Source organism: Synechococcus sp. R55.8, from assembly GCF_047461895.1.
Classification (GTDB): domain Bacteria; phylum Cyanobacteriota; class Cyanobacteriia; order Thermostichales; family Thermostichaceae; genus Thermostichus.
This window is the reverse complement of the sequence record NZ_JANSIB010000025.1, coordinates 8,775-27,059: the sequence shown is the minus strand read 5'-3', so window position 1 is coordinate 27,059 and position 18,285 is coordinate 8,775. Positions and strand designations below refer to the sequence as shown.

Genomic DNA, 18,285 nt, shown 5'->3' with positions numbered 1-18,285 from the left:
GGGATCCCTGGGATCTCGCTGCTGTGAGTGCTGCGCAAGACGGGAAGCGTCATCATCTGTCCCAGGCGTGAAACGGTGAGCTCCGCCGCCGGAATGGGCTCCGAGACCTGTCCGCCGCTGAACACCATCACTCGGTCGCTGTACTGCAGGATCTCGTCCAAATCCGCCGAGGCAAAAAGAATAGCCGTACCCGCTTGGGTGCGTTCCAGCAATTGCCCCCAGACCCACAGCGCCGACTCAATGTCCAACCCTCGCGTTGGGTGCTCCATCAGCAAAAGACTCAGGGGTGTGGGCAAGAGAGCCAACTGACTGCGCTGTTGGTTGCCCCCCGAGAGTTGCTCCACCCGGCTGTAGGGGTGACCCCGAATGCTGAAGTGTTCGATGGCCGCTTGGGTCTGCTGACGGGCCAGAGCCCAGTTGATCCAGGGATCCTGCTGCTGGAGGGCAAAATGCTCCTGCAAGGTTAAGCCGGGGATCAGCCCTTCCCGCAGCCGATCCGCCGGAGAAAACCCCACCCCACAGCGCAGATAGTCGCCGTAAGGACGGCCTGTCATCTCCTGCCCCCCCAACAGAATCCGGCCACGCCTGGGCGGCAACAACCCTGCACAGGTGAGCAGGAAAGAGCGTTGCCCACTGCCTTCCAAACCGGCCAACCCAATCACTTCCCCCGGCTGCACCGCCAGATCTGGCAAAGCCAAGGCAAACGGCTCATGCCGCACCACCAGGGAGTGCAACTCCAACAGGGGATCCGCCCTCCTTTGCGGAGAATGGGGCCGAGCCGGGGGTGCCAACTCCCGCCCGAACATCCAATCGATCAACCGCTGTTCCAGCAGGGCAATGTCCTCACCTCTAACAGGCAGCTCCCCCACCACCTCCCCCTGCCGCATCACCGTCACCCGATCGCAAAGGCACTCCACATCGGCCAGCTTGTGGGAGACGAAGATCACCGATTTGCCCTGCTCCGCCAACCTTCTCAGAGCCGCGAACAGAAGATCTTTTTGCGCTGCAGAAATGCCCGTCGTTGGCTCATCCAAAATCAAGGTGTTGATCCCCAGGGAAAGCAACCGCAGCATTTCCAGTTGTTGCCGTTCCCCCACCGTCAAACTGCCGATGGCTCCATCGGGGTTGAGATTGAAACCAAACTCTTCACAGGCTTTCTCGAGACGTCTTCGGCTTTCCCGCAGCCCCAAGCCCAAGCGCCCTCGTTGCCCGGCAATAAAGTTTTCCAGCACCGTCAGAGAAGGAAAATCCAAGGGATCCTGGTGCAACATGCCAATGCCCAGGCGAATGGCTGCTGCAGGGCTGTCGATGCGAACCGGTTGCCCATCGATCCAAATCTCCCCCTGATCGCAGCGCAGAAAGCCGCTCAGGATCTTAACTAAGGTACTTTTGCCGGCCCCATTCTCCCCAAGCAGGCCGTGGATTGTGCCCGCCTCCACCCGCAAGGACACATCGCGGTTCGCCTGTACCGCCCCAAAACGCTTGTGGATGTGCAGCAGCTCGACCTTCATTCTGCTCATAGTAACCTGCCTCCCCAGAAAATCCCCAAGAATACAGTTGCTGAGGTTGCAAGTGCTGGTGCTACGATAGCGACAGCTCGCCGTTAGGCGTTGGCTGCGGACGAGTTCAGCATCGATCTGTGGTTCGCCCTGCCCCTCTTCTCCGCCCTTCCCCCCTGCCACCCATCTCGGATAGCAACCGCCTCAAAATCTTCTCAGGCAGCGCTAACCCGGCTCTGGCTCAAGAGGTGGCGCGTTACTTGGGCATGGATCTGGGCCCGATGTTGCGCAAGCGCTTTGCCGATGGCGAGCTGTACATCCAAATCCAAGAGTCGATCCGGGGTGCTGATGTCTACTTGGTGCAGCCCACCTGCCGCCCCGTCAACGACCACCTAATGGAACTGCTGGTCATTATTGACGCCTGTCGCCGCGCCTCTGCCCGGCAGATCACCGCTGTCTTGCCTTACTACGGCTACGCTCGTGCCGACCGCAAAACGGCAGGACGAGAAGCGATCACCGCCAAGCTGGTGGCCAACATGATCACCCAGGCAGGGGCCCATCGCGTGCTGGCTATGGATCTGCACTCGGCCCAGATTCAAGGCTACTTCGACATTCCCCTCGACCACGTCTACGCCCAGCCGGTATTACAGGCTTACCTCAAGGAAAAGGGCTTGCTCGACGAAGACATTGTGGTCGTCTCTCCCGATGTGGGGGGTGTGGCTCGTGCCCGTGCCTTTGCCAAAAAACTCAAGGAAGCCCCTCTGGCAATCATTGACAAGCGCCGCCAAGCCCACAACGATGTGGAAGTCATGAATCTGATTGGGGATGTGCGGGGGAAAACTGCCATCCTTGTGGATGACATGATCGATACGGCAGGCACCATCTCGGAAGGGGCAAAATTGCTGCGCAAGCTGGGAGCCAAAGCGGTTTATGCCTGCGCCATTCACCCTGTTTTTTCTGAGCCGGCCATTCAACGCCTGCGGGGTGGTCTATTTGAAGAGGTGATCGTCACCAACACTATCCCTATCCCTCCAGAGCAGCACTTTCCCGAGTTAACCGTTCTCTCGGTAGCCAATGTGCTGGGGGAAGCGATCTGGCGCATCCATGAAGATAGCTCCGTCAGCAGCATGTTTCACTAAAGTAAAGTAAGTTTCAAAGTAAGTTTCTCCAGAGTATCGCTAGAGTAGAGTGGGTGCAGAATGGGTGCGCCTGCTCCTTTTCCCTGTGGAGATCAGCCCAACCAGGCACCCCCGATCTGTCGTGATGGACTGGGTTGAGCCAGCTCCTCGGCCAGGTTTTCCCATGTCACCTCCCATTTCTCGCTCGCCAAGATCCGTTGTGCACGGTTTTGCTTTCCCGCGGACTGCTCCCAGGGAAGGGCAGTCCCTTCAAACCGAACTGGGTACAGCGCTGTACCCGCTGTTGCAATTACTGGGTCAACTGTTGAAAGTACCTTTGGTCTATCTAGAACTGGCCCAGCCGGGATCGGATCCCCACTCGTCTTCAAAAGGGATCCTCTACCGGGATCCGCAAGGGATCCCAGCCGGCGAACCCTTCAACCTCAATGCCAGTCCTGGGGCTGAGCAATGGCCTTTTCATGAATCCTTCCTCTTGCAGACTGAGCAGGGGATCCGGTTGGCCGATCTGCACCTGCTTGACTGCCATCCTCGCCAACTGAGTTCCTTTGAACGGGAACAGATTGACCTCGTTGCCCTCAGCCTGAAGCAAATCCTTCTCCAAGCCCAGGAGCATCGGCAAACCCTCGAGCAGCTCCAATCCCAACTGCAGGACAGCCGCAGCACTGCTGCCCGCTACCAGCAGATCTTCGAGAACGCCGTCGAAGGCATTTTTCAAACCACCCTAGAGGGCAAATACCTGGTTGCCAACCCGGCCTTGGCCCATATTTTCGGCTACGAATCCCCTGAGGATTTGATGCACAACGTCTCCGATATTGGCACCCAAATCTATAGCGATCCGGAGCAACGAGCCGAATTCATCCAGCGCATGCTGAGAGAAGGTCAAGTTGTGAATTTTGAACACCAAGTCTGCTGCAAAGATGGCAGGCTAATTTGGATTTCTTTAAATGCCCGTACCATCTACAACGACCAAGGGGATCCCCTCTATTTTGAAGGATTTGTTACCGACATCACAGCATCCCGTCAACTGAAAGAACGACAACAACAATTGGAAGAAGCCCGCCGAGAGAGCGAGCATCGTTTTCTGCAACTGGTAGAGAATACGCAACAACTGTTTTGGATTACAACGGTCTACAGCAAAGAGCTGATCTACGTCAGCCCAGCCTGTGAAGCCATTTGGGGCCGCTCCGCCGAAGAGGCCTACGCCAACCCCCAAGCCTGGATCCGCCAGATCCACCCCGACGACCGCTGGTTGTTCCCCACCATCCTCAAAGCCCAATCGGAGGGCAAATCCACCGATGTTGTCTTCCGCATTTATCACACTGATGGCCGCCTGATTTGGCTGCGAGAACGCACCTTTCCCATCGCCGACAAAGAGGGCAAAATCTATCGGGTGGCAGGGATCGTCGAAGACATCACTGAGTCCAAGCAACTGGAAGCCGAACGGCGTCGTATAGAGCAAGCCTGGCAACAAAGCGCCAACCATTTTCGGCAGATTTTTGAGCTGGCCCCCAATGGAATTGCCCTTGTGGACTTGCAGGGGCGATTTATCCAGGTCAACGATGCCTTTGCCCAGATTGTCGGCTACACCCCCGAAGAATTGAAACATCGGCAACAACTGGACATTCTCCACCCCGAAGATGTCAACCCACTGCTGGGGGCCAATGAGGCTTTGCTGGCAGGGAAGGTCTCTGTCAGCCAGCGCCAGATTCGCTACACCCACCGTTCCGGCCAGGTTGTTCATGTGCTGTTTCAGGCCACCCTGCTCACCGACGAGGAAGGACAGCCCACCCAGTTTCTCAACCAGGTGATCGACATCAGCGCCCGCGTGGAGGCAGAAATTGCCCTCAAAGAAAGTGAAGAACGCTTCCGCCAATCCTTTGAATGGGCCCCCATTGCCAAGGCCATGACCCACGTGGATGGCACCTATTTGCAAATCAACGCCGCTTTTACCGAAACCCTGGGCTACACCCTGGAGGATCTCAAAGGGAAAACCGTCCTCGACATCACCCATCCCGACGACATCGCCACCACTCTGGAAAACAGCAACCGCCTGCTGGCCGGCCAGGTGCATCAGTGCGAACAGGAACAACGCTACATCCACAAGAACGGCCAAATAGTCTATGCCATTCTTCGCATCACCCTGGTGCGCACGGCCCAAGGGGATCCCAGCTACTTTCTAAGCCAGATTTTGGACATTACCGAGCGCAAGCAAGCCGAGGCAGCCCTTCGCCAAAGTGAGCTGAGTTTACGGGGCATCTTCCAGCAGTCAGCCCTGGGCATTTCCATCGTCGATCATCGGGGCCATTACCTAAAAGTGAACCCCGCTCTGGAAGAGATCTTGGGCTATAGCGCTGCCGAACTGACCCACATGAGCTTCTGCGACCTCACCCATCCCGAGGACATTCAGGAAGATTGGCAACTCTTCCAGGAGGTTTTGAACGGCCAACGGGATCGCTACCACCTGGAAAAACGCTACATCCACCGCAGCGGAAAGGTGGTTTGGTGCCGCCTGGCAGTCTCTGCAGTCCGGGATCCCGAGGGCAAAAACCTCTTCATCATCGGCATTTGCGAAGACATTACCGAAGAAAAACGGGCAAAGCTGCAGATCCAAGCTGCCCTTCAGGAAAAAGAAGTCCTGCTGCGGGAGATTCACCACCGCGTCAAAAACAACCTGCAAATCATCTCCAGCCTGCTGCGGCTCCAAGCTGACCAGATCAAAAGCCGCAAGTACGCCCGCGTTTTTAAGGATGCCGGCAGCCGTATTCAAGCCATGTCTTTGATCCACGAAGGTTTGTACCAATCCAACAATCTGGCCGCTGTGGATCTCAAGCAGTACCTACACAATTTGATCTCCAACCTCTTTCACTCTTACGGGGTAAACCCCGAGAGCATTCGCGCCAACATCCGCGCCGAAGGGATCCGCCTCAACCTCGACGATGCAGTTTTGTGTGGCCTGATCATCAACGAGTTGGTGACCAACAGCCTCAAGTATGCCTTCCCGAAGGGCCGCAGTGGAGAGATAGAGGTTTGTTTCAGCCAAACCCGCAAATATACTCAGTTGCGAGTCTCCGACAATGGCATTGGCTTGCCCCCGAACTTTGACTTCAAGGAAACTCAATCTCTGGGTTTACAACTGGTTGCAACCCTCACCGATCAGCTACAGGGCAAGATACAATTGAGAAGCAAATCGGGTACTACTTTCATCATTACCTTTCCGAGGAGCGAGCCTTGAAGAGAGTTCCACCCCTTGTCAAAGGCAGTATTCTGGTCGTCGAGGACGAGAAGATCATCGCCAAGGACATTGCCAACGTTCTGAAAAAATTTGGCTACGCTGTGCCCGCCATTGCTTCTTCCGGGGAAGAAGCAATCCGAAGGCTGGAAGAGATGCCGGTGGACTTGGTCTTGATGGATATCGTCCTAAAAGGCGATATCGATGGCATAGAAGCCGCCAAGCGGATCACCGAGCGCTTCAACATTCCGGTGGTGCATCTGACGGCCTACGCCGACGAAGACACCCTCTCCCGCGTCAAGGAGACCCGACCCTTCGGCTACATCATCAAGCCTTTCAAAGAGCGGGAACTCTACACCACCATTGAAATTGCCCTGCACAACCACCGCCAGAGCCTCGAGAACCGCAAGCTGGAAGAAAAAAGAATCGAAGAGCTGCGGCAAAAACTGCAGCAGCTGCAGCAGTTCTCGGAGGTGAAGGGCACTCTGTTCAAGAAATTCTTGCAGGATCTGAGCGAGCCCCTCTCGAACCTCAGCTTTGCCTTGGGTCTGCTCAAGGATGCCGAGTCGGAGCAGAAGCGGGAGCACTATCTGCAGGTGCTGGAGGATGAGTTTCGCCGTGAGCTGGAGCTGATCCACCAAACCTCTAACCTGGAAAATCTTTTAAACCTGGAAAATGTCGGCCTGTTGAGCCAGTTCAGCCTGCTGCGTCCCCAGGAGCCCAGCCGTAGTCACCGGTTGGAGGAGGAAGCGCCCACCCCTGCAGCCACGGCCCCCCAAGAGTCGGCAGGCTCTGCCCCCACACCCAGCCCCACCGCCGTTACGGCGCCACGGGCACCGCTGCGCCCCCTTAACCAGACTCAGTTGGCGGAACGGTTGGGGGTGGTGGTTTCCGCCATTACCTACTGGAAATTCAAAACCGGGTTTCCGGAGTGGAGCCGCAGCCGGGATCCCGACGGCATTTCTTGGCGCTATTCCCCCGATTCCAAGCGCTTTTCGCCCGTGCCCTAGCTAGCGTTGCACCACTTCCACCCGCACAGGTGCCAGCCCCGAGCGCACCATCCCCAACACCTCTGCCGCCCGCAGGGAGAGGTCGATGATCCGACCGGGGATAAAAGGGCCGCGATCGTTGATGCGCACGACAGCCTGGCGGCCGTTTTTCAGGTTGGTCACCCGTACCTCGGTGCCAAAGGGCAGGGTGGGGTGGGCAGCCGTCATCTCATGGCGGGTTGGGTGCAGGTCATACCAAGAAGCAATGCCCTCTTGCACAGGCCCAACCACGCGGACAGGGGCGGGTTCCTGTTGAGGGGCTGTTTTCGGCTTGGAACCTGCAACAGCGGCTTTGGCGGTCAGAGCAGCCGGTTGAGGCAGGGCCGGAGCTGAAATGGGCGGGGCATCGAGCAGCAGACGGCGGAGACGGTTGGCGGCCAAAACAGCCACATCCACCGGGCGCTGGTTATCGATCAACAGCACTCCAGCGTCGATGCGCAGCAATTCCTTGTTGTTGACCTGAATGGTGTAGAGAGGAACACCCAAGCCTTGTTCGGCCAATTCCAGATCTGCCCAACCTAAGGTGATGGTGGTGTCTTTCAGGGATCCCTGGGCCATTTGGTTGAGCTGGGCCACAAGGGTGCTGGCCCGCATGAGCGGTGGTTCTAGCCCAGGGTGCTCGACAAAACTGACAATGGGCAGATCCCGCACATAGACAGTAACCACCTGTTGCCCGTCCATCTGATAGTCGTAGAGGGTGGAGATGGGCTGGCTGGTGTGCTGCTGTTGTTCGCCGATCTTGAGAATGGGTTCTTCTGCTCGACGGGGCAGGATCGCCTGGCGAGTTCGGTTCAAAGAATGATCCAAGTTCAGGGTACCCAGTTTGGCAGGGGCAAGACCTTTGTGGTCGGAGATAGGGGTTTGGGGGGTTCTCGGCAGCGTTCTGACTGGGGCTGCGGCAGCAGTGGCGGGTTGGGAAGGGGGAACGAGGTCGGTGGCCGGGGAGGGCAATTTGGATGCAGGTGACAGCTCCGCTGCTCGGGTGCTCAGGGATCCGGTTCGCGTTGAGGCTTGTGCTCGCGAAGTCAAGCCGCCCAACATGCCTGCCGGCAAGCCCAAAGCCGTGACACAGAGACAGCTGACCAAGCCCATTTTGCGGGCGGGATCCAGTCCCTGTCCAAGCTGTTTCCAATTTCGCATGAGGCCGCGCTCCTCTCCAATCCTGTACAACTTCCAAGGCGACGGTTAAAACAGAAGTTAATGTACCATAGGTTTCTGAGTTGACCCGTTTGTACGGTCGGACACAGGAGCCCAAGTCTTGATAGCATAAGGGGTTTCGGCATCTTGGACTACCGCTCAGCAGGGGTTGACATCGATCTGGGCCAGGCCTTTGTCAGGGGGATCCGCGAGCGCGTTGAACGGATTCAAGTTCCGTCTTCAGGTTCTTCAGAAACCTTGGGTGGCATCGGCGGCTTTGCCGGCCTGTTTGAGCTGCCGACAGGGTATCAAGCGCCGGTGTTGGTGGCGGGCACCGATGGGGTGGGGACAAAGCTGGACATTGCCCAGCAGTGGGGTCAGCACCAGGGGGTGGGCGTCGATCTGGTGGCGATGTGTGCCAACGATGTGCTGACGGTGGGGGCCCGGCCGCTGTTTTTCTTGGACTATGTGGCCACTGGCAAGCTGGAGCCAGAAGCCCTGTGGCAGGTGATCGATGGCATCTTGGCGGGCTGCCAGGAAGCGGGCTGCCAACTGCTGGGCGGGGAAACGGCGGAGATGCCGGGGTTTTATCCCCCTGGGAAGTACGACCTGGCCGGGTTTTGTGTGGGAATTGTGGAGAAGGCGGCCATTCTGGATGGGTCGCGGGTACAGCTTGGGGATCGGTTGTTGGCTTTGCCCAGCAGCGGCCTACACAGCAACGGCTACAGCTTGGTGCGGCGGATTGTGGCCGACCGGGGTTGGCGCTGGGATCACCGGCCTCCCGGCTGGGATCGGCCTTTGGCGGAAGTATTCCTCACCCCCACCCGCATCTACGTGCAGGCGGTGCAGCGGCTGCAGGCAGCAGGGATCGCCATCCACGGCATGGCCCACATCACCGGCGGCGGGATCCCGGAAAACTTGCCCCGCTGTTTGGCCCCCAACCAGGCGGCGCGGCTGCAGCCCCATAGCTGGCCCATCCCACAGGAGTTTCTCTGGCTCCAAGAGCAGGGCCAGGTGGAGACCTTGGAGATGTTCCGCACCTTCAACCTGGGGGTGGGCTATGTGCTGGTGATCCCCCCTGAGGCGGAAAATCAGGTGAGATCCCTGCTCCCCGAAGCCTTCCCCATTGGGGAGGTGGTGGCAGCCAATCCAGGGGAGAGCCGGGTTCTGGGGCTGGAACAGTGGGGATCCCTCACAAGCCCTGCCGACTAGCCAACCGATGGATCCCCACCAAAAGGGGGAAAGGGATCCCAGTTCCCTCGACTCATCCTCGCCGTCGCTATGCTAAGTTGGCATGTGGCCTCAGCGCTGTTGCCCGCCTTCTTGCCCGAGCCTGCTTCCCGACATTTGTCCTCTTTGGGAATAGGGGTAACTCGGCCTTGGACCGTTTGCTAATCGCTGCTGACCCTCTAGGTTAGGAGTTGCTGATGACAGGTTTACCCACTGCTCGTGCAACCGCGGGTGCCATCGAAGTTGAGCATCTGAGCAAAACCTACGGCAGCTTCACTGCCATCCGCGATGTTTCCTTCCAGGTGAACGCCGGCGAGATCATGGGTTTTTTGGGGCCGAACGGAGCCGGCAAGACCACATCCATGCGCATTTTGGCGGGGTATCTGCCTGCCAGCGAGGGGACGGTGCGGGTGGCCGGGTTTGATGTTCACGAAAACTCGATGGCGGTGCGGCAGCGCATTGGCTATCTGCCGGAAAACCCACCCCTCTACCCCGACATGACGGTGGAGGCGTACCTGCACTTTGTGGCCCAGATCAAGCGGGTCAGCGCTGGCGATCGGCCCAGGCGGGTGGACGAGGCGATCCGGCGGTGCAGCCTGGAAGAAAAGCGCCACACCCTCATCCGCAAGCTCTCCAAGGGGTTTAAGCAGCGGGTGGGCATCGCCCAAGCTCTGGTTCACGACCCGCCGGTGATCATCCTGGATGAGCCCACCATTGGGCTGGATCCCAAGCAGATTATCGAGGTGCGCAAGCTCATCAAGAGCCTGGCGGGGGAGCACACCATCATCCTCTCCACCCACATCCTGCCCGAGGTGAGCATGACCTGCGACCGAGTGGTGATCATCAACCGCGGCCAGGTGGCGGCCATTGGCACGCCTGCCGAGCTGACAGCCCAGCTCCAGGATCGGCAGCAGGCAAAGCTGGTGGTGGGGGCAACCGAGGCAATGGCCATCCGGACGGCCCTGCAGCCTTTGCCCCAAGTGGAGGTGGTGAGCCTACAGCCCTTGGCGGCGGATCCCTCCCGCTGGCAGGTGCAGCTCAAGAGCAACGCTGCCGCGGACGGCTGGATCCCGGAGGTGGCCAGGGTGCTGGTGCAGGCAGGGATCGACCTCTACGAGATAGGCCGCCCGCAGGCTTCTTTGGAAGAGATTTTCCTGCAGCTCACTACGCAAGAGGGATCTGAGGGCGCATTGGAGGAAGCGGCATGAACGGAGTGGTTGCCATTTTTCGCAAAGAGCTGCGCGGCTACTTCACCTCCCCCATTGCCTATGTGGTGGCCGCGGTGTTTTGGGGACTGGCGGGGTTTTTCTTCTTTAATATTCTGGTGCGGGTGATCAGCTTTTCTCAGCAGGTGGATCTTTTCGCCCAGTTCGGCCAGGAGAACAATTTCGACGCGGCCACCATCCTGTCACAGCAGTTTCTCAACCTCTTGGGCACCCTCTCCTTATTTCTATTGCCCATCTTCACCATGAGCTCCTATGCCGAGGAGCGGCGGCGAGGCACGATGGAGCTGCTGGCTACTTCTCCCATCACCAACTTGGAGGTGGCCCTGGGCAAATGGTTGGCGGTCTGGGTGTTTTTCATCACGCTGCTGCTGCCGCCGCTGGTCTACCATGTGCTGGTGCTGAGCAGCGCCAACCCGGCAGTCGACTACCGCCTGACCCTGATGGGTTATGTGGGCCTAACCCTGCTGGCGGGTAGCGTTATGGCCTTGGGGTTGTTTATCTCTTCTCTGACAGACAGCACCCTCATCGCAGCAGTGGCCACCTTTGGCTTGATTTTGTTGCTCTGGGTGATCGACGCGGCAGCCGGCCAGGAGGAGAACTGGATTGCCGCGACGCTGCGGCACGTATCTTTGCTGCAGCAATACAGCAACTGGGTGCAAGGGATCCTCAGCAGCAGCAGCCTCATTCTTTTCTTGAGCATCATCGTCCTGGGGCTGTTTGCCACGGTGCAATCGGTGGAAAGCCTGCGCTGGCAACAGAGCTAGGGTCAGATGGGAGGAGTGTGGTGTTTGCGGCAGCGGTGCGGAGCATTATGAAGGACTGGCGCGCGCTAAAGGACTGGACAGGGATCCTGGGCATTGGCGTCATCGCCATTGGCCTGGTGGTGGGATCCGCCTTTACCGGTTGGACGGCTGTGCCCCTGAGCATGCTGGAAACAGGTTTGGCCCTGCTGGTGGCTTGGGGCATCACCCACCGGCAGGAGGTGGGGGTCTTCCTCGGTCTGCGTTCCACCCAGACCAACGCCAACATCCTGGTGGCGGTGGCGGCGATGGCCGTCATTCTAGTGCTGGTGAATGTGGTGGCGGTGCGCTACGACCTGCGGCTGGATCTCACCGAGGAGGGCCTGTTTACCCTGTCGCCCCAAACCCGGCAATTGGTGCAGGGATTGGTGCAGCCGGTCAAAGTTTGGGTGGTCACCACTGCGCCGGATCCCAATCTGCGGGAACAACTGGAGCGCTATCGCCGCCTCAACCCCAACCGCTTCCAGTTTGAGTTTGTGGATCCCAACCGGGATCCCCTGACCATTCAGCGGCTGCAGGTGACCCAGAACAACACCCTGGTGGTGGAGGCCGGAGAAAGCCGGCAACAACTGCCTCAGCCCCCTGCCCCTGATCTGGAGAGCAAACTGACCCCCGTCCTGTCCAAAGTGGTCAACCGAGGGGAGTTGCTGGCCTATTTCGTGCAAGGGCACGGGGAAGTGGGGCTGGAAGCGAGGGAAGGTACTCCAACTCTGGCCCAGGCGGCGGCAGCCCTGGGTCAGGAAGGCTATCGGGTAGAGCCCCTCAACTTGGTGCAATCGGGGATCCCAGAAGAGGCGGATGTCCTGGTGCTGGCGGGGCCACAGCGGGCTTTGTTCCCCGGCGAGGTGGAGAAACTGCAGGATTATCTGGCGAAAGGCGGACGGCTGCTGTTGCTGATCGGGCCGCGGGTGGAGGCTGGCCTGGATCCCTTGCTGGAAGAGTGGGGCGTGGTCTTGGGGGATGACATCCTCATTGAGGTGAGCAGCGTCAGCCAACTGTTGGGGACAGGGCCGGCGGTTGCCCTGGTTACTACCTACGGGGATCACCCCATCACCGCCCCCTTGGCGGCCCAGCGGCTAATGACCCTGTTCCCCCTGGCCCGCTCTGTGGAAACCGAAGCCCGCGAAGGGATCCAAGCCACGCCCCTGCTGCGCACCGGCCCGCAAAGTTGGGGGGAGACCAGTCCTGAGCTGGAACGTGGCCCCTTGCAATTCGATCCGGATCAGGACAAGCCCGGCCCCCTCACCTTGGGTGTTGCTTTAACCCGCCGTTTGGACGCCGACCAGGCCGACACAGGATCCCCGCAGGAGGCCCGCCTGGTGGTGATCGGCAATGTCAACTTTGCCCTCAACGGCAACTTGCGGCAGCAGGGCAACCGGGATCTCTTCTTGAACACCCTCAACTGGCTGACTGAGCAAACGGAGCAGATCTCCATCCGCCCCAAATCCATCACGGATCGCCGTCTCACCCTGACCGGTCAAAACTTCCGCTGGCTGGTGCTGGGATCGACGGTCCTTTTGCCCTTGGCGGCCCTGGGTTCCGGAGCTGCCCTGTGGTGGCAAAGACGGTAGGAGGAGAGTCCAGTATGTTCAAGCGAACCACCTGGGTTCTTTTGGGTTTGGCGGTGGCCTGTCTGCTGGGCTACTTCCTCTTGGACAACATCCAGCAACTGCGCCAGGAGCAACAGGCGGAGCGAGCGCGGCTGTTCCACTTTGCCACCGACACCATCGCCCGCATTGAAATCCGCCAACAGAAAGAGGGGGAACCTGTTCGCGGCAGCGGTGCGGAGTACTTGGAAATCCTTTTGGAGCGCAATCCAGAAGAAGAGGGATCCCACTGGCGGATCGTCGGTCCCATCCAGTCGGCGGCGCTGGACTTCCCCATTGAGCAGTTGCTCAACACCTTCTCCCGCCTCACTCCCCAAATCACCCTAGAGGGGGCCACCGACCTAGCCGCTTTTGGCCTGGATCAGCCGCGACACCAAATTGCCCTTTTCCCCAAAGAAGGGGATCCCTACCGCCTAGCCATCGGCAACGACAACTTCGACGGCTCTGGCTTCTACGCCCAGCCCGAAGGGGGACAGGTGGTGCTTCTAAGCAGTGCCCAGAAGGGATCCCTGTTGCCCTCCCTACTGGCTTTGCGGGACAAAACCTTGCTTCGGTTTGACACTGCCGAGGTGAAGGCCCTTCAAGTGCAGTTGGCAGAGGCGGATCCGGGTCGCGTCAGCGGTGCGGAGTCCTTAGTTTTTCGCCTGCAGCGACAAGACAATACTTGGCAGATTGTCGAGCCCAGAGAGCTGCCTGCCGATGAGATCAACGTCAACCGCTTGCTCAATACTCTGGCCCGCCTGCAGGCCGTGGAGTTCCCCGCCGAGACCCAGACGGATCTAGCCCCCTATGGCTTGGAGCAGCCTTCCGCCCGGCTGACGGTAGAGCTGGAGGAGGGCAAAACCCTGAAGGTCGCTTTGGGATCGGAGAAAGATGGCCAGGTGTACGTCATCACCTCTGAGCACCCGGCAGTAGCCACCTTGCTCACCTCCACCGCCGATATTCTCCGCTCCGACTTGGAAGAGCTGCGGGATCACCGCATTGCCCGCCTCAACGCCAACCAAGTGGGCCAAGTCACCTTAGAATCCCAAGGGGAAAAGGTCACCCTCACCCCTCGGCCTTCAGAGAAGGGATCCTTGGAGCTGCGCTGGGAAAACCCGGAGCGACCGGGCCAGCCTGTGGATCTCGGCTCTCTGTTCTCCAGCCTGAATGCTGCCCGCGCCAAGGAGTTTGTGGAACAGGCCGACGCGGAAGCCCAAAGGGTGTTGTCTGAGCCCGACCTACGGCTGACCTTTGAGCCCAAGCCTGACGCCGAGCAGGATCCCTTAACCCTGACCTTGGCCGCCTCTGGCTTGCAGGCCTACGTGCAAAGCAGCCGCCAGCCGGACATTGCCGTGATCGAGCTGAGCACCTTCAACAGCCTGGAAACCGAAGTGAATCGCCTCTTGGAGGGCCAGCCGGAGAGCAAGGACTCTGCCCCGCTCACGCGACCAGATCCCACTCCCTCGCCCTAGAGTCCCTAGAGCCTTAGCCAGCAGGGGTAGCTGTCTTCTCTTCCGCAGTTTGGGCTTCTTTTTTCAGGGCTTCCCCTTGTATCGTCAGCACCGAGCAGGGAGCGCGGTGGAGCACGTAGTTGCTAACGCTGCCCAGAAACAGCTCGCTCAGGCCGGAGTGGCCGCGGCGGCCCACCACCACCAAGTCCGCATCCCAAGAGCGGGCCAGATCGCAGATGACCCGACCGGGGTTGCCGTAGTTGAGGGTGTACTCAGCGCGGATCCCGTGCTCAGCCGCTTTCTCCACCAGCGAGCGCAGGTAGTCCATCTGGTTTTGCTCGAAGATGGCACATTGCTCCCGGTAGGACTGCCACAGCTCGGCGCTGATGGTGGAGCTGTAATCTACCCCCAGGATCATCGGCGGCTCTGGGGCGCCCGGCTCTTCCTGAGACAGAACATGGAGAATCATCATCTGGGCCTGCATGGCCTTGGCCACTTGGACGGCCTTTTGAAATACTCCCTGGCTCAGCTCCGACCGATCCACTGCCACCAAAATCCTGCTGAACATATTGGCTTCCTCCAGATGGCTAACAGCGGGGCACAAGGCAGAAGCAGCGTGACTTCGGGGTTGACCTCTGACCCCTTTTCCCTCAACTCCAAGCTCCCCTCTGCTCTGCCCCACCTATCTGTGTTGTAGAAGATTTGGGCGAGAAAACCCCAGATATCTTGAACGAACTAGGCAGATTGGCAACGAAAGTTCAGAGATCTTGACACCGGTCAGAAGGCATCGCCTTGGGCTGCCCACTCCAACACCGCCTGCAGCGCCTCGGCCTGCTCTTGCCAGACTTGATCGAGGGGAGTGCCCCGCAGGATTTCCAGCGTTAGGGTTGGGATCCGCCGTTCCTGCCCTGCCCAAGTGCCCAGAGAACCAGGGGTAGGGTAGCCAATGTCGGCGGCAATGGGCAAGCCGTTGCGAGTAGCCATCACCTGGGCCAGCTCAAGGGCAGGGCCGTTGTAGTTCACGCAGGGGTGTGCCTGACAGGAGTGGGCAGAAAGGATAAATTGGGGCCGCATCTGGGCCAAGCCCGCCAACAACGCCTGCGTCTCGGGCTCGGAGCCTGGGGCTGCTCCGGGCGGATAGCGAGCTTCCAAAGAGGCCGGGATCCAATCTTGGGTGGGCAGATTGCGGTTGAGATCCACACCGTTGGCATTGAGCCGTTGCCCCAAGGCACAGCCATCCGGGTTCAAGCGAGGGATTGCCCATAGGGTCGCTTTCCCGGCCAGGGATCCCCATTTCCCAGAAGCCACATAGCGCTCGATCAGGGCATAGCCCTCCACCTCATCCCCGTGTACCCCGCCGAGCAGCAGCAAGGAGCGGATCCCTTGGGTGAGCTGCCAAAGGTGAATAGGACGCCCCTGCACCGAGTAGCCGATGACCCGCAGGGATCTCAAAGGTTCACCCGCAGCAAGTTCCTGAGACATGGGGGATCCCGGCAAGTCTCGCAACCGTTAGAACGGGAGATCGTCCGGCTCCGGTGGGGAAACCACATCCCCCTCAGAGGATTCCACAATCGCCGGTTCGCCCATCCCCGTCAGAGAGAGGACGCGAGCGGATCCCAGTTGATGGACACGGCGCGCGGTGATCTCGGCCAGCTTTTCCTTGCGCCCATCTCGCTCCACCACATTCATGTGCAGTTGGCCTTCCACTGTGATTTGGTCGCCCACATGGCAGGTGTCCACCACCCTTTTGGCCAGTTCTCCAAAAGAGGAAACGCGCACCCGGTAGGGCGGCTCATCCGGGCGCAAGCTGGGAAAGCCAATCACCAAGGACGCAACAGCTAAGTTATCAGGGGTGTAGCGCAGCTCTGGCTCAGACAGAACCTCGCCCATCAACACAATCGAGTTCATAACGGAGCCATCCAGGGATAAGGGGCAGCTCAGGGCACTTCCATCATGCCCGCAGGCCAGGATGCCGTCAAACCTAGCCGACGCGGAGAGTCATGTGGCGCAGCACACTCTCGTTGATGCGCAGGTTTTTCTCCCAGGCAGCCACCGCATTGGGTTCGGCTTCGTAGTTGAACTGGATGTACAGACCCTCCTTGAACTTTTTCATCTCAAACCCGGCAAAGCGGCGCTTGCCCCTATTGGTAATCTCCACGTGGGTTACTCCGTTCTCTCGCAGGATTGCCTCCTGACTGCTGAGCAGTTGTTCGAGGGGTTCATCTGACAGATCAGGACGCACAATCAGCATCGTTTCGTAAGCGCGGGGCATGGAAGCGAGTTCTCCTTGAGGATCCAGTTGTAGAGATGCAGTAGACTATACTAGCTTTTCTTTCCTGCAACCGAAAAGGCCGCGGCTCAATCCCCACACCTCCATACTCTGGCCGCAGCGGCAAATGCAGGTGAGGCTGCTCACAAGAGGGGATCCATTGTCCGATACAATAGGGATTGCTTCATTGGCCGCCGGTTGGCCCGGCCAAGACACGCTGAATCGAGAGTTGGGATTCCAAGCATGAGCGCAGACGAAGTTTATAGCCGTGTTCGCAAGATCGTGTCCGATCAACTGGGCGTGGAAGACGACAAAGTGACCCCGGAAGCCAATTTCCAGAACGACCTGGGGGCCGACAGCCTTGATACGGTGGAGCTGGTCATGGCTTTTGAAGAGGAATTCGACCTGGAGATCCCCGATGAAGATGCAGAAAGGATCGCCACCGTGCAAGACGCTGTCAACTACATCCTCTCGAAGAAAGCTGCCTAATCTGCCTCCATACCCCTGGGCTAACACCGGACGATGGCTACTCTGGATCCCGCCACTGCTCTCAGGCCAACCCGCCGCGTTGTGATTACGGGGCTGGGCGCGGTCACCCCCATCGGCAACTCTCCTGCCGAGTTTTGGCAGAGCCTGCTGGCAGGGCGCTCCGGCATTGGGCCGATTACCCATTTCGATGCCTCCCGCCACGACTGCCGTATTGCCGGAGAGGTGAAGGGATTTGATCCCCTCGACTATTTGGATCGCAAGGATGTCAAGCGCACCGACCGCTTTGTGCACCTGGCGATGGCGGCCACCCGGCAAGCCTTGGAGGACGCTGACTTTCGCATCACCGCTCTCAACGCTGAGCAAGTGGGGGTGATCTTGGGCACCGGCATCGGCGGCATCCGCGTCTTGGAAGAGCAGCAGACCATCTATCTGCAGAAAGGGCCGGATCGCTGTAGCCCCTTCATGGTGCCCATGATGATCGCCAATATGGCTGCGGGTCACCTGGCCATTCATTTTGGCGCCAAAGGCCCCAATTCCTGCACAGTTACGGCCTGTGCCTCTGGCTCCAACGCCATTGGCGATGCCTTTCGGCTCATCCAGAGGGGAGAGGTGCAAGCGGCGATTACAGGTGGCACGGAAGCGGCGGTCACCCCTTTGTCCATGGCGGGGTTCAGTGCCATGAAGGCCCTTTCCACCCGCAACGACACCCCGGAGCAAGCCTGTAGGCCCTTTGATCGGGATCGGGATGGCTTTGTCATGGGGGAAGGAGCAGGGATCCTGGTGCTGGAGGAGTTGGAGCACGCCCGCGCCCGCGGGGCCAAGATCTATGCGGAGATAGTCGGCTATGGCCTCACCTGCGATGCCCACCACATGACCAACCCTGCCCCCGGCGGCGAGGGAGCGGCCCGGGCGATGCGGCTGGCCCTCAAGGATGCCGGGCTTCAGCCTGGGGATGTGCAACACATCAATGCCCATGCCACCAGCACCCCTGTAGGGGATATCGCCGAGGTCCAGGCCATCAAGTCGGTCTTTGGCGAGCATGCCCCCCGTTTGGCCATCAGCGCCACCAAGTCCATGACCGGCCACCTGTTGGGGGGAGCGGGCGGCATTGCCACGGTGGCCACAGCTTTGGCCATCCACCACGGCTGGGTTCCTCCCACCCTCAACTTGGACAACCC

16 protein-coding genes are annotated in these 18,285 nt (G+C 59.4%); 10 read left to right on the top strand and 6 right to left on the bottom strand.

Annotated elements, in window-relative coordinates; genetic code table 11:
• Positions 1-1,520: ABC transporter ATP-binding protein (locus NW829_RS04200; protein WP_414416507.1), on the bottom strand; the 1,520-nt coding region annotated here is incomplete at its 3' end.
• A 119-nt stretch (positions 1,521-1,639) separates the two neighbouring features.
• On the opposite strand from NW829_RS04200, the gene NW829_RS04195 reads away from it, so the two are divergent.
• The 3 genes from NW829_RS04195 to NW829_RS04185 all read left to right on the top strand — a co-directional run bounded on the left by NW829_RS04195 (position 1,640) and on the right by NW829_RS04185 (position 6,877).
• Positions 1,640-2,638: a ribose-phosphate pyrophosphokinase gene (locus NW829_RS04195; RefSeq protein WP_011433256.1), complete on the top strand. Its 999-nt coding sequence runs from the start codon at positions 1,640-1,642 to the stop codon at positions 2,636-2,638.
• A gap of 304 nt (positions 2,639-2,942) precedes the next feature.
• A complete protein-coding gene (locus NW829_RS04190) occupies positions 2,943-5,870 on the top strand; it encodes a PAS domain S-box protein (RefSeq protein WP_414416506.1) in 2,928 nt (975 codons plus the stop codon).
• Positions 5,867-6,877: a response regulator gene (locus NW829_RS04185; RefSeq protein WP_414413176.1), complete on the top strand. Its 1,011-nt coding sequence runs from the start codon at positions 5,867-5,869 to the stop codon at positions 6,875-6,877. Before NW829_RS04190 ends, NW829_RS04185 begins: the two co-directional genes overlap by 4 nt.
• Here the strand turns inward: NW829_RS04185 and NW829_RS04180 are convergent, their stop codons facing one another.
• Positions 6,878-8,056, bottom strand: coding sequence for a septal ring lytic transglycosylase RlpA family protein (locus NW829_RS04180; protein ID WP_414413175.1), 1,179 nt, complete (start codon positions 8,054-8,056; stop codon positions 6,878-6,880).
• A gap of 144 nt (positions 8,057-8,200) precedes the next feature.
• Between NW829_RS04180 and purM the strand changes: the two genes are divergently transcribed.
• From purM to NW829_RS04155, 5 genes are all read left to right on the top strand, one after another.
• Positions 8,201-9,265, top strand: a complete 1,065-nt coding sequence (gene purM, locus NW829_RS04175; protein ID WP_414413174.1) for a phosphoribosylformylglycinamidine cyclo-ligase — start codon at positions 8,201-8,203, stop codon at positions 9,263-9,265.
• 215 nt (positions 9,266-9,480) lie between these two features.
• Positions 9,481-10,491, top strand: a complete 1,011-nt coding sequence (locus tag NW829_RS04170; protein WP_414413173.1) for an ABC transporter ATP-binding protein — start codon at positions 9,481-9,483, stop codon at positions 10,489-10,491.
• Positions 10,488-11,273 (top strand): ABC transporter permease, encoded by a 786-nt coding sequence (locus NW829_RS04165; protein ID WP_011433262.1) that lies wholly within the window; start codon positions 10,488-10,490, stop codon positions 11,271-11,273. The genes NW829_RS04170 and NW829_RS04165 overlap by 4 nt, the downstream gene beginning before the upstream one ends.
• Positions 11,274-11,320: 47 nt before the next feature.
• A complete protein-coding gene (locus NW829_RS04160) occupies positions 11,321-12,880 on the top strand; it encodes a GldG family protein (protein ID WP_414416505.1) in 1,560 nt (519 codons plus the stop codon).
• A gap of 14 nt (positions 12,881-12,894) precedes the next feature.
• Positions 12,895-14,370, top strand: coding sequence for a DUF4340 domain-containing protein (locus NW829_RS04155; protein ID WP_414416504.1), 1,476 nt, complete (start codon positions 12,895-12,897; stop codon positions 14,368-14,370).
• A gap of 13 nt (positions 14,371-14,383) precedes the next feature.
• On the opposite strand, the gene NW829_RS04150 is transcribed toward NW829_RS04155, so the two are convergent.
• From NW829_RS04150 to rpsF, 4 genes are all read right to left on the bottom strand, one after another.
• Positions 14,384-15,031, bottom strand: a complete 648-nt coding sequence (locus NW829_RS04150; protein WP_414355688.1) for a universal stress protein — start codon at positions 15,029-15,031, stop codon at positions 14,384-14,386.
• Positions 15,032-15,126: 95 nt separating this feature from the next.
• Positions 15,127-15,831, bottom strand: a complete 705-nt coding sequence (locus tag NW829_RS04145; protein ID WP_414416503.1) for a M14 family zinc carboxypeptidase — start codon at positions 15,829-15,831, stop codon at positions 15,127-15,129.
• Positions 15,832-15,858: 27 nt separating this feature from the next.
• Positions 15,859-16,257: a single-stranded DNA-binding protein gene (locus tag NW829_RS04140; protein ID WP_414332102.1), complete on the bottom strand. Its 399-nt coding sequence runs from the start codon at positions 16,255-16,257 to the stop codon at positions 15,859-15,861.
• A 73-nt stretch (positions 16,258-16,330) separates the two neighbouring features.
• Entirely contained in the window at positions 16,331-16,621 is a 291-nt protein-coding gene (rpsF, locus tag NW829_RS04135; RefSeq protein ID WP_011433268.1) for a 30S ribosomal protein S6, read from the bottom strand.
• A 240-nt stretch (positions 16,622-16,861) separates the two neighbouring features.
• Between rpsF and NW829_RS04130 the strand changes: the two genes are divergently transcribed.
• Both NW829_RS04130 and fabF read left to right on the top strand, forming a co-directional pair.
• On the top strand, positions 16,862-17,107 hold the full coding sequence (locus NW829_RS04130; RefSeq protein ID WP_414343279.1) for an acyl carrier protein: 246 nt from the start codon (positions 16,862-16,864) through the stop codon (positions 17,105-17,107).
• A 33-nt stretch (positions 17,108-17,140) separates the two neighbouring features.
• A partial coding sequence (fabF, locus tag NW829_RS04125; RefSeq protein WP_414416502.1) for a beta-ketoacyl-ACP synthase II occupies positions 17,141-18,285 on the top strand: 1,145 nt, incomplete at its 3' end.